The sequence below is a fragment of the Paenibacillus sp. FSL H7-689 genome, from assembly GCF_000517905.1.
In the GTDB taxonomy this organism is placed as follows: domain Bacteria; phylum Bacillota; class Bacilli; order Paenibacillales; family Paenibacillaceae; genus Paenibacillus; species Paenibacillus amylolyticus.
Map to the genome: position 1 here is coordinate 426,179 of NZ_ASPU01000028.1, position 12,328 is coordinate 438,506.

The 12,328-nt window shown below is 40.9% G+C and carries 13 protein-coding genes; 2 read left to right on the forward strand and 11 right to left on the reverse strand.

Annotated elements, in window-relative coordinates; genetic code table 11:
• Positions 1 to 30: 30 nt before the first annotated feature.
• Complete coding sequence (locus C170_RS21515) at positions 31 to 459, reverse strand: MarR family winged helix-turn-helix transcriptional regulator (RefSeq protein ID WP_036613915.1); 429 nt, start codon at positions 457 to 459, stop codon at positions 31 to 33.
• Positions 460 to 625: 166 nt separating this feature from the next.
• On the opposite strand from C170_RS21515, the gene C170_RS21520 reads away from it, so the two are divergent.
• Positions 626 to 1,936 (forward strand): amidohydrolase family protein, encoded by a 1,311-nt coding sequence (locus C170_RS21520; protein ID WP_036613916.1) that lies wholly within the window; start codon positions 626 to 628, stop codon positions 1,934 to 1,936.
• 132 nt (positions 1,937 to 2,068) lie between these two features.
• Here C170_RS21520 and C170_RS21525 read toward each other — a convergent pair whose 3' ends face one another.
• On the reverse strand, positions 2,069 to 2,488 hold the full coding sequence (locus tag C170_RS21525) for an ester cyclase (RefSeq protein ID WP_036613917.1): 420 nt from the start codon (positions 2,486 to 2,488) through the stop codon (positions 2,069 to 2,071).
• A 368-nt stretch (positions 2,489 to 2,856) separates the two neighbouring features.
• Here C170_RS21525 and C170_RS21535 point away from each other — a divergent pair, with 368 nt between their 5' ends.
• Positions 2,857 to 3,213, forward strand: coding sequence for a winged helix-turn-helix transcriptional regulator (locus C170_RS21535; RefSeq protein WP_036613919.1), 357 nt, complete (start codon positions 2,857 to 2,859; stop codon positions 3,211 to 3,213).
• Between the two features lie 196 nt (positions 3,214 to 3,409).
• On the opposite strand, the gene C170_RS21540 is transcribed toward C170_RS21535, so the two are convergent.
• The 9 genes from C170_RS21540 to C170_RS21580 form a co-directional block, all read right to left on the reverse strand.
• Positions 3,410 to 4,243: an SPL family radical SAM protein gene (locus tag C170_RS21540; RefSeq protein WP_036613920.1), complete on the reverse strand. Its 834-nt coding sequence runs from the start codon at positions 4,241 to 4,243 to the stop codon at positions 3,410 to 3,412.
• Between the two features lie 96 nt (positions 4,244 to 4,339).
• Positions 4,340 to 4,735: a Ger(x)C family spore germination protein gene (locus C170_RS21545; RefSeq protein WP_036613921.1), complete on the reverse strand. Its 396-nt coding sequence runs from the start codon at positions 4,733 to 4,735 to the stop codon at positions 4,340 to 4,342.
• A 109-nt stretch (positions 4,736 to 4,844) separates the two neighbouring features.
• A complete protein-coding gene (locus C170_RS21550) occupies positions 4,845 to 5,213 on the reverse strand; it encodes a hypothetical protein (RefSeq protein WP_036613922.1) in 369 nt (122 codons plus the stop codon).
• Between the two features lies 1 nt (position 5,214).
• Positions 5,215 to 5,562, reverse strand: a complete 348-nt coding sequence (locus C170_RS21555) for a YolD-like family protein (RefSeq protein WP_036613923.1) — start codon at positions 5,560 to 5,562, stop codon at positions 5,215 to 5,217.
• The gene (locus C170_RS21560) at positions 5,559 to 6,776 is read right to left on the reverse strand and encodes a DNA polymerase IV (protein WP_036614017.1); all 1,218 of its coding nucleotides are present in this window, start codon (positions 6,774 to 6,776) and stop codon (positions 5,559 to 5,561) included. The genes C170_RS21555 and C170_RS21560 overlap by 4 nt, the downstream gene beginning before the upstream one ends.
• Positions 6,777 to 7,242: 466 nt before the next feature.
• Positions 7,243 to 8,130: an RCC1 domain-containing protein gene (locus C170_RS21565; RefSeq protein ID WP_036613924.1), complete on the reverse strand. Its 888-nt coding sequence runs from the start codon at positions 8,128 to 8,130 to the stop codon at positions 7,243 to 7,245.
• A gap of 191 nt (positions 8,131 to 8,321) precedes the next feature.
• Entirely contained in the window at positions 8,322 to 10,253 is a 1,932-nt protein-coding gene (locus tag C170_RS21570) for a fructose-bisphosphatase class III (RefSeq protein ID WP_036613925.1), read from the reverse strand.
• 255 nt (positions 10,254 to 10,508) lie between these two features.
• The gene (locus tag C170_RS21575; protein ID WP_036613926.1) at positions 10,509 to 11,225 is read right to left on the reverse strand and encodes a class I SAM-dependent methyltransferase; all 717 of its coding nucleotides are present in this window, start codon (positions 11,223 to 11,225) and stop codon (positions 10,509 to 10,511) included.
• A gap of 66 nt (positions 11,226 to 11,291) precedes the next feature.
• Positions 11,292 to 12,200 (reverse strand): LysR family transcriptional regulator, encoded by a 909-nt coding sequence (locus tag C170_RS21580; RefSeq protein ID WP_036613927.1) that lies wholly within the window; start codon positions 12,198 to 12,200, stop codon positions 11,292 to 11,294.
• Positions 12,201 to 12,328 lie beyond the last annotated feature (128 nt).

Consider the following 12,328-nt stretch of genomic DNA (forward strand, 5'->3'; position numbering starts at 1 on the left):
TGGCCACCATTTACTTCTCCTGCCCGTCTATTATATGCGTTCATTAATTCTGATCAGTAATTTCTTTAAGATTTGCTTCTCCTCGTCATTTAGGGCTTGAACGATTTCATCCTCCACTTTTTGAAATGAGTTATTGAAGTCTTCAATCAAGTCAACCGCTTTTGGTAATACATAAATATTTTTTTGCCGTTCATTATTGGCCGGGATTTTACGTTCGATGAAACCTTTTTGCTCTAGACCTTGAAGCATGCTTGTAACGCTTGCCCCACGCAGATGAAACCGATCTGCAAGATCCTTTTGAATAATATGATTATCTTGATTCTCATAAATATAATCGATTACTTTTCCTTGTTGAGAACTTAATCCTAGCTCTTTTATACTCTCATCCGCTCTTTTCTTTAACTTAAGACCGATAATTTGAAACAACTCCATATAAGGCGTATCTTCTCGGGAAGGCATGACCGTCCATCGTCCCCTCTGTAATTGTTAGGAATCTAATTGTAAGTAGCTAAAATATACAGTGATCCCAGTAGGCTTGTCAAACAATTGTTATACTATTGACTGTTAGATATCTAACAGTTATACTCCGAAGTGTTCGGTCACAAACACATTAGGAGGATTTATGATGGAGAAATTAAATCAAAATGCTGGGTTAAAAGAAATTACGGCGATTACAAATGTACGAATCTTTGATGGATATCAAATCATTGCTCCCAGACATATTGTCATTAAAGGGGTGTCCATTATTTCAGTGGGCGGAGACATCCCAAGCGACGCAACAATTATCGATGGAGAAAATGCGACATTAATACCCGGCCTGATTGATGCACATGTCCATACCTCAATTGGCGGATTACGAGATGCCTTAAAATTCGGTGTTACAACAGAACTCGAAATGAACGGCGATTTTACTAAAAGAGGGCGCGAAATTCAGCTAAAAAATGTGGATGACATTGCAGACGTCCGATCTGCTGGTACGGCGATTACCGCTCCTGGTGGGCACCCAGATGAATTGCTGCCTGATGGAGATGAAATACCTGAATTCGTATTAAAGGAACTAGAGAAGCTATCGGAGGAAGACCGGGAAGCAATGTTAGCCGCCTACGCTCACGATCACGACGAAATACCTCAAGTGACGACGGTTGATGAAGCGATCAAACATGTGCATACCCAAGTGGAGAATGGATCCGACTATATTAAGATCATGATTGAAGAGGGAACGGTTATGGGTGCACCCGGCCTGCCTGTTCTAAGTGATGAGATTCTAAAAACAGCCGTTACTGAAGCCCACAAGTTCGATAAGTTGGTCATTGCCCACGTTTTGACGGCTCTTTCATCGAAAGCTGCCATCGATTTTGGAGTCGACGGTTTGGGCCACTTGTTTATCGACAGACCCGAGTACACGTCCGAATTGGTCAAATCCATAGCTGATTCTGGAGCTTTTGTTACACCGTGCTTGGTGTTGAATTCATCGATTATAGGTAATCCGGCATCAGAATTGGCTAATGATCCACGAGTTCATTCCAAATTAAGTCCTGATTGGATCGATATCTTGAACTCAAGCTTCAATACATTCCCACAAGGCAATATGGAGAACAGCTTTAAAAATGTGATGGATCTTCACCGTGCCGGAGTTGATATTCTTGTAGGGACGGATGTCGCACCGGTTCCCGTTCCGAACCTTGGTGGTCTTGCTCATGGGGCCAGTGTTCATCACGAAATGCAGCTGCTGGTGAAGGCTGGGTTCACTCCGATCGAAGCTCTTCAGTCGGCTACTTCCAAACCGGCCCGTTGCTTTCGTCTACAAGATCGTGGCCGGATTACCGAAGGTGCACGTGCTGATCTTATTCTCATAAACGGTGATCCGATCACTAATATTTCAGATACCTTGTCAATCCAATCCGTGTGGTTCAATGGTTCGCAAAAACTAGGCTAAAACTAGTAGTTTATATTTCCTAATTGTAAAATCACTAAGAAGAGGGAGTGCAAAATGCAGTCCCTCTTCGACTTTAATCTATTTTCCCAAATCTTAATTTTTTGGAACGATGCCCAGATCAATGAGAGGTAATTATGCTTTTGGAATTGCCCCTATTTGTTGAAGCAAGCCAAGCATATCGGGTTGACCATACTCTTCAATAATTTGGCCATTAGAGATCCGATAAATATTCATTGCATTTACTTCGATTTTTTTGCTCGTTGGTGGAAACCCGAGAAACTCTCCGTCTTGTGTGCCCTTCATGACAAAATGAGCTGCTATTAGTTCCTCTTCTGCTACCAGCTCCTTAACAGTCCATTGTATATCGGAAAAACCAGATCTCATCATATGAATTATGGAGAGATAACCACTTGGACCATTCATTGGTTCTTTTTGCATAGGTACATAAAAAACAGCATCTGGAGAAATCAATTCTTCAGCAAGTTCCTTGCTTGCCGTATTAATGAAGTTCGTGAAACGATACATCAATTGTTTGTTTTCTGTAATCGTCATATTTAAACCCCTTTCTATTTTCGTGAGCATATGTCTTCACTAAAATTTTATCTCTACTTTAGATAATTGGTAAGTAGGCACCTTAATGTTGCATAGGAACCTTTTTGTAACTAGTATTTTATCTTTAGGTTGCAGAGCCAATAAACTGATCTCTAAATGCTGTCTCCAAGAATTCAAGAACGTTAACATATGATTCAAAAAATAGTCACTCAGTTGCATAAACTCTCTTGCAAGCTCCCTCCTCTCTTCATTCATTCTCATTTGATTTTTCATCGACAGAATTATAATATAAGCAATGTATTGTTTTGAAAGTAGGCACCTTTTTGTTATATAGGAACCTAATAGTAACTATTGGAGGTGATAATGTAGTGATTTCAAAAAAAGAGTTGCCGTTGTGTCCCGTCGCAACGACAGTTGGATTGATAGGTAACAAGTGGAAGTTATTGGTTATGAGGGATCTTTTGAAGGGAACTCATCGATTCGGAGAACTTCGTAAAAGTATCCCGGAGATCAGTCAAAAGGTTCTCACTGAAAATTTACGTTCAATGGAAGAGGATGGAATTGTCATTCGTACTGTTTTTGCAGAAGTCCCTCCGAGAGTCGAATACAGCTTAAGTGATTTAGGAAATTCACTGAAGCCAATTATATTCTCTATGGAAACATGGGGGCTCGGGTACCAGAAACTCAATGATGAACTTCCAAACGATATTCATCAGAGTGAATGATGTCAAATTGTTACTCCACGGTCATTTCAAAATAGAATGAATCCCTCTACATCTTCAAGTTAAATCAATGGAGGACTCATACGTCCTCCATTGACTCGTATGAGAGAGTTGATCTTCAAACACCAGTTTCTTCAATATTTCTATTCCATGAAGAAAAAACGGACAAGATCCTCATAAAATGAATGGCTATTTAAAATTAAAATGGATATGCGCTGTTTTTAGATACATGAATTATTTCAGATGGGAACCTTGCTTTAAAATATTTTTCTACTTTCAAATGAATGCTTTTCTCGTACCATTTCTCCCAGCCGTTCGCCTCAAATAATTGTGGCATCCCTAACCGCTTAGATCTCATCCCCATTTGACCATCACCAATCAATAGCGTATCAATCCAAATTCGATCAGTTATGCCTTGTAACATGTTAGCGAAATTAGGCGAAAAAGGTAGCACAGGGGAAATAGATACTTGTGTATGTATCCCTGCATCATTTATCTTTTTCAAGGCTTTAACTCGTAAATCTATTCCAGGAGCATAGGGCGAAAAAATTCGTTTCACGTCTTCGCGATCTGTCTCGATTGTCATTGAAACCATAATTCTACATTTTTCCTTTAATTTCAGCAGTATATCAAGGTCTCTGGCAACCAGCGGGCTTCTAGTTTGAATTTGAAGTGAATCTGGTGGGTTTTTATCCATTTCTTCCAATAGGCTTCTTGTAATGTTTGCCCTCTGCTCTACAGGTTGATAAGGATCTGTGGCTGATGACATGAATATACTTATGGGTTTATTTTTACGTCTTAGAAGAGAGACTTCCCTTAGATAGTTTTCTGCTGCATTTTTCTTAACATCCACCCACGATCCCCAAGGAATATCCTTAAACTTTTGAATAGGCATTTCTCTGACGTAACAGTATTCGCAAGCAAATGCACAACCCGTATAGGGATTTAGTGAATGAGTAAAACCAATATCTAGATAACCTTTTACTTCACTTAATATTTTCTTAGACACAATGTCTTTGATTTCAATTGGCATGACGTTACCATCCCCTCAATTACTTTTATGCCCACTTCTCCTCTTGCGTTTTATCTTAAAATTTCTCATGCTACTTGAAAAGTAGGCACATTTTTATTAGATAGGAACCAGAATGTAACTATTGGGTGTTAACAACAAAACAACCGTTTTTATAAATAAAGGTAACGGCGGCTTATCTTTGGCTTGAAAATTGAAAATATCCGCAATAGGACCGTCAAAAGCAATGATGCGGTCGGTAATCGTATTGCGAGGATCGCGGAACGTGACATCAAGTACTTTAAACCAATCCTTATATTGGAGCAATTGTTTCCCTACAATGATGACTTGATAATTACGTCCCGCAAGCGAACCCGGAAATTGGGCATCCAGCTGATTTTTAGACTGTCTTAAACCTGCTGCTATTCCTCCTCCTTCGTGGCTTTTCTTTTGAATGTCCTTACTGAATACAGGGGCAGATTTATAATAATGAAGTTTTTTATCTTTGACATCCAAACATAGTTTACTCTGCCTCTTTATTTATCTTTTTTGTGATTCCCGGTTTGCCGAAAGATCTGCTCGTATTTGTTGCCGCACCCATAAGTTAGACTCTTATTTTCTATGTTCATGTGGGCAATTCAGTAATATCAACGTTCATATGTTCAGTAAGCATTAAGGTTACATCTACTTTCACTTTGCTCCATAATAATGTCATTTTATGAATGTAACCTCTCACCGAATAATCTACCGTTAAACTCAGCTCAGATCTCACTTCATCTATGATTTTTATATGATGTTCCTTTAGCCTTTGCTTTGATTTGTACATTTCTAAAGCTATTTTCTTTTGGGTACCGTCCAGGTAGTCAACATACACAGATTTCATTTTGAAGTTTGAAGCGTATATTTTATGCTTATCTACCTCCAGAGCACCTAACAGATAAGGGAGCTCCACTACCCTCTTTACGAGTGAAAGTTCCTCGAAAGTCTGTCGCACTTTACACGCCTCCTTCTTCAAGTTTTACAGCGACCAATTGATCAAAATCGACCCATTCAAATCCATTCTCCATTTCAATTTTGATTTTCTTTCCAAAGGTACTGACTGAAGTGACGATCCCGTGTATATCCCGATTGCCCCACTCATGAAACACTTCAAAGGTGGCTTGCAATGTATATTTGAGCGACATATCTATATTTTGTGTAATAATCTCCCACTCATCTTCATGAATCAGTGGTTTCGTTAGATAATGAACTTGAGTACGATGCTGTATAATTCGTTCTTTATGTTGTGGAAGCATCATGCGGCTCGATTCCCATAATCCATTGGCCTCCAGTTTTTTGCTCATTTGTAATGCCCCCCGATTTTAGATGCTCGATCGATCGCTTGACCCGCAGCCGTAATGGAGCTCGCTCGTAGAATGGCAATGTCGCCAAATCGATCCTTAATGTCGTCCATCACCTGATCAATGGCCCGTTTCTGCTCTTGATCATCAAAAAAAGATAGTTGATATGTATCCGCGTTGGATAATTGAGACAGGGATACGCCTACACGGCGCAAAGGTTGCCCATCCCAGTGTTGATGAAATATGCGTTTGGCTATCTTGCATACATCAACGGTTATGTTTGTAGGATCAGACAGTTTAACCTGCCTGTGAAAACCAGTGGGGTGGTCAAAATCCGCTCCAGACACACTTACGGACACGACACTACCCATCAGTCCCTTTTGGCGGGTTCTTCTGCATACTTCTGTGCAGATATCGAGAATAACCACTTCGATCTCCCAAGCCCCTGTGAAATCTCTAGGCAAGGTCATTCCGTTTCCGATATCTTTTTGTGTACTGTGCGTGTTGACGGTTACCGGCGAATTGTCGAGTCCATTTGCGACTCGCCAGATGACTTCTCCATTAACGCCCCACTTACTTCTTAATTTGGAAAGAGGCGTATTCGCCAAGTCTCTAATGGTTCGGATGCCCATCTTCCACAGATGTTTTTCCATTCTGGAGCCTATCCCCCACATATCGCGGATGGGCTTATCTCCAATATGGAGGTGTAACTCCTCTTTTTTTAAGTGGAAAATGCCCCCCTCTGCTTTTTTAGCGATCATATCGCAGCATAATTTACTGATGATTTTGTTTTCACCAATGCCAGCTCTCGCGTAAACGCCTGTTTCATTATAGATTTTGTCTTGAATTTGCTTGGCCAAATCGATTGGATCATTACCGAATAGATGCATAGACCCTGTAAAATCAGCGAATAATTCGTCTATACTGTACGGTTCGACCAGATCAGTGAACTCCTCAATAATGGACATGATTTGAGTGGATACTTCGATGTATTCTTGCATGTGTGGTCTCACAATGATCAGTTCAGGGCACTTCTGAAGAGACTGCCAGAGTGGTTCCGCGGTAGATACACCCTTCGCTTTGGCTAGTGGACAAGCGGCAAGGATAATTCCAGAACGTCTTGCGGGGTCTCCCGCGACAGCTAATGGTCTATTTTTGTATTGAGGCAATTTTGCCTTTTCGACTGAAGCATAAAAGCTCTGCATATCAATGAGCATAATGGTTCGTTGCTTAGTCAACACTGTAATCACTCCTGTACTTTTAAGAACGTATGTTTGTATATATTATAAACAGAACACATGTTCCTTATGCAAGAGGTAAATATTTATAGTAGACCACGACGAAGTGATGGATTCAAATCATACTAAGTCACACCAGCTTCTCCAGCATTTGAACTCCCACCTGTAAACACAGTTTTCATTCACAAAGTTAGTTAAACAAAAACAGCCGATCACGTTGATCGGTTGCCTCCTTGTTGTTTGAGCTATCGTCTCATTGGTATATTTACTTTTACCCGGATCTACCTCCGGCTTCACATTCCAGAAGTCAAACAATGCCTCATCCAGCACATTACAGTGCTCACACTCTAATGATATACATTCATCAAATCGGCAATAAAACCATGTTTTTGTCCCGCGACAAATAACAAAAGCAGCCGACATCAGCTGCTGCTTTCGTAGTATTTTATTGTTGGATGTTACTCCATCCGCTTACATCACATTGTCCATAATCATTATCACCCACAGCAACCATCGTACCATCCGATTTCAGTCCAATCGTATGGGCACACCCCGCTGAAATAGCTCGAATTTCGTGCCAGCCACTTACATCGCATTGGTGATGTTTATTCGAACCCACCGAAACCATTGTACCGTCAGACTTAAGACCAACAATATGATAACTCCCCGCTGCAACTGCTACAATATCGCGCCAACTGCTTACGTCGCATTCACCATCATTATTTCTTCCCACAGCCAGTACCGTCCCATCCGATTTGAGCCCAACTGTATGAAGATACCCCGCCGAAACAGCCAATATGTCGCCCCAGTCGTTTACGTTACATTGGTTATACTTATTGTTACCAACTGCTGTTACCGTTCCGTCTATTTTTAAACCGACTGTATGCCAGTCACCCGTTGTGACCGATACAATATCGCGCCAGCTGCTCACGTTGCATTCCCCTTCATTATTTCGCCCCACCGCAACCACGGTGCCATCTGATTTAACCCCAACCGTACGGCACCAACCTGCCGAAACGGTTACAATATCGCGCCATTCGCTTACATTGCATTGGTCATGCTTATTCCAACCTATAGCAGTTACCGTACCATCAGATTTAAGACCAACGGTATGTGCATTACCGGTGTTCGTAGCCATATGAACATTACCCGCTGCAACTGCGACGATATGGCACCAATCGCTTACCTTACATTGACCATATTTATTATCACCCACAGCTATTACTGTTCCGTCAGATTTAAGAGCAACGGTATGACGACGACCTGCCGCTATGGTACAGTTACGGAACCGTTTCGTCTCAAAAACCGCTTCCTTCCGTGAATTGTAGTCCATATCTTCCTCCTCTCCACCAATTGAAAATCCTCGTTTAGTTCAACTGTAAGTCATAAAGTTTGTTGTTAAATCGCATGTTACAAAAGAAAGGCTCGCACAGGCAGGGTATTATTACTTCCCTGCCCAATACGAGCGTCTATGTCATATTGCACTCAAACGGTTGATCCGAATGTGTACTTTTAGCAATCATTTCATTTCATGTAGCGATAGTCTAATAGATCCTTCAAATTTGAAATTTTCTTCAACAGCTTTTCTCCGACATTGGTTTCCCTCACCAGCTTCCGCGCCAGTTCTTTGTCCACCAATCTTTTTAGAGATAACACGTCCGTTCCGTTACATAACACATCTTCTTTTGAATTAAATTTCTTATGGGCGACGAGCTGCATGCCAAAGGAATTGTACAACAAGGTATATCCGGCAATGCCCGTTGTGGATTGATAGGCTTTGGAAAAACCGCCGTCAATCACGATCATTTTTCCGTTTGCTTTAACAGGGCTCTCTCCACTAATTTCTTTGACTGGCGTGTGCCCGTTAATGACATGTCCATGATCTGGATTCAAATCAAACTCCTGCAAGATTATTCGACAGATATCTTCATTTTCACGTAAATGGTAGTAAGGATTCTTTCTCTCTTTATGTGCTTCTTTATCTTGGATAAAATACCGTTCAAAAGTGGTCATTTCTCTCTTTCCAAAGAGCGAGGAACATTCTCCTGTCCAGATGTACCATACCATATCCGTCGCCAGATCTTCTGTCTCTTCCGGATGCGCAAAGGCGTAACGTAAATAATCTTCAAAAACATCAAGCAATTGACGGCCCGCATATGTCTTGTCTTCAATCTGCATTTCTTCCATATTTCCTTCTTCATCCAAAGGAATACAGCCGTGGATTAACAAATTCCCGTTGTATTTTAAATAAAGGCTGCCCTTTTTCATGAGAAAATTCATATGTCTGGCCATCTTTTCGGAATGCTGAACGGAAAACAACAGCTTTTCCATCACCTGGCGTTCTTCCTCAAGCAATTGTTCGGGCTTCTGCGGATTTACGGTTGCGAAACAGGTGTTTTCCAGGTGGTACGTTTTACCGCAGATGTTGATTTCATTGTTGTCGTAATCAATCTGCTCCAGCAAAAGTCTTTCAGACATATTAAAGTATGGGCGTCTCTTGATAATCGGGCTTTCAAGTTTAAACTGAATCATGGCAATGGCTTGGTGAATTTTGGTGATCTGCAGAATTTCCTGCTCCGATACATTATGTCCAGCCTGTAACTTAGGTCTGAAGGACGGATTGTCTTCGTAATATTTCTCCGCCAGGTTTAGCAGTGGGCGCAGATTGATTCCGTATACATCTTCAATGATGTCCAGATTATCGTATCTGGCGCAGATCCGAATAATATTCGCAAGGCAGACCAGAGAACCTGCGTAGGCTCCGATCCAGAGGACATCATGGTTCCCCCACTGTATGTCTACAGAATGGTAGTTGATCAGCGTATCCATAATTTTATCGGGGTACGGCCCCCGGTCATAGATATCTCCAACCACATGAAGATGGTCAACCACCAGGCGCTGTGTCGTATAAGCAAGGCCGATAATGAGATTGTCCGCCTGGCCCAAGGATATAATTTGCCGATATATTTCCTCGTAATAAGGATCCTTATTGTTGGTCGAATCCGTCTTGTATAGAAGCTCTTCGACAATATATACATATTGCTCCGGCAGAGCTTTACGCAATTTTGAGCGTGTATACTTGGAAGAGGCATAAGAAATAAGCTTAAGCATGTGTTCAATTGTTAGTCTATACCACTGGTTCAAAGCCTGTTTATTGCTCAGTTCCCCTATAACCAGCTGTATTTTTTCTTCCGGGTAATAAACCAACGCCGCAAAATCATTGATTTCTTGGTCCGTCCAAACCTCCCGGAATAATTCTTTGATTTTCTCTTTGACGGTACCCGAACCGTTTCGTAGTACATGCTGAAAAGCCTGAAACTCTCCATGCAAATCACTGACAAAATGCTCGGTTCCCTTCGGGAGATTGGAGATCGCTTCAAGGTTGATGATCTCTGTTATAATTTTTTCTTCCGTATCATATTTCTCGGCCAATAAATCTAGAAACTGCTCATCCAAAACAGATGTCCCCCTTCAAGGAAGTATGGTGTTGTATAGCCGGGTCCAAAAGCTTTAGACCGATATCAAATTACACTCTATACTTGGCATTGATTATATGGTAATTATCAGCATCGCCTTCCCCCATCATACTCCAGTTCATCATATATGAACAAATTTCATTGAATGGATTTGAATGAAACAATGTTTGTAGTTATTTAGGAATAAGAACTGTGTTCAATCTGTTCTGGTCCCTCGACATTTTTTTACTAACTGCTATTTTACACAATGAAAAATAAACGATCTATTCTCAGAATTTGCTTGTTTGAATTCCCAATCACCATATGTTTTAATTTTTGAAAAACCGATTTGTTTCAGCGACTCATTGAATTCTTCTTGATTTCGAAACCTCAGCTGCATTTTTTCATGAACTAACACTTTGTCTGTTTTAGTATTTTTTACTATTTCATAGAAAGTGTAAATATCTCCCTCAAACCCTTCATATTCTGTATAAATTTCTAAAGGATCTCCGCTTAGTCTATCTTTAGCTAAGTCAGGAGTTTTGTCCTTCTCCCATTCTTCCCATACTTTTACCAAAGGGTTTCTTGTATCAAAAATAAAGTGACCCCCGATTTTTAGGGATCGGAATACGTCTGAGATTACTCGCTTCCAACTATCATCTGTAAGAAATACCTGTGCAACATTCGCTGTCATAATTACCGCATCATAGGTATTGGTTTGTAAATCCGCACTATCACCTATAATCCATTCCACACTTTCAGAATTATCTTTACTTCTCGCTATTTCCATCGCTTCTTCATTGGGATCTATAGCGGTAATTTTATAACCGCACTGAACAAGATGAGTAGTCCATCTTCCTGTTCCACAGCCCAGGTCAGCTATAGATTCTACTTGTAATCTCTTTAATAATGAAAGGAAAAATTCATCGTCTTTTCCCCAATGGTTAATCTGGTCATATACTAATGGAATCATAAATAATGTCTCCTCACTTTCAACAGCATTTTACTGTGCTCAACAGTTTGATGTCTCGTACATAAGTTATCCTGTTTTATTCTCACTCTGTGAACCAAACACTACCCTGGTTGCTTCTATAAAAGATAACATCATTGGTGAAAGCCACTTGTCTTTATGCCACAACATCTGTGTATATACCTGCAAGTCCGGAATTTGCCAAGGGAGGACAACAAGTTCTCCGCGTTCAACTTCAGATTCCGCGACGATCTCAGGAAGAAAGGCAATACCGATTCCTGAAATTGCACATTGTTTAATGGCTTCAGCACTTTGAAACTCTAAATATGTAATGTTATCAATGCCCTCTTTCTCAAATGACCGATCAAACATCGTTCGATAGGGACAACCCTTCTCATTTGTCAGGAACACTTCATCATGAAAATCTTCCAATTGCAGCACAGTTCGTTTGGCGAGTGGGTGATCTGGAGCAGCTAACAATCGGAAATGTTCTTCCAGCAAAGGTTCCACGGAAAGTCCACTCGAGCGAATGGGTTCATCCAACATATAAACAATATCCGTGGTTCCCTCAAAGAGCGTTTGCTTGAGTTCTTGATTCGGAACTGAGCGGAAAATTAGGCGAACTCCCGGATGCTGCGAACGAAACCGTTGGAAGACAGCTGGAAGCCGATAGGAGCAAATAACCTCATTCGCACTTATCGTTAAGGTACCACTTAGTTTTTCATTATCATGGACAGCACTACGAGCCTCGTCCATTTTTTCAAGAACGCCTTGGGCGTGTGTTAAAAAGCGTTTACCCGCAGTTGTGAGCGCGAGTTGCTTGCCCAACCGATCAAAGAGGCGAACACCTAGCTCATCTTCCAATGCTTTAATTTGCATCGTGACGTTGGAAGGAACGTAGCTCAGCACTTCTGCTGCCCGCGTGAAATTCAATGTTTTTGCAACCGTACAAAACGTATTCAGTTGACGCAATTCCATCCGATGATTCCCCCTTCATCTTTCAATTTTATTGAATACTATTATGAATTCTATTCACTTTTATTGAGAGTATCACAGCTCTATACTGAGTACAAGAGATCACAGTGAACATGTGGTTTTTCATTTTG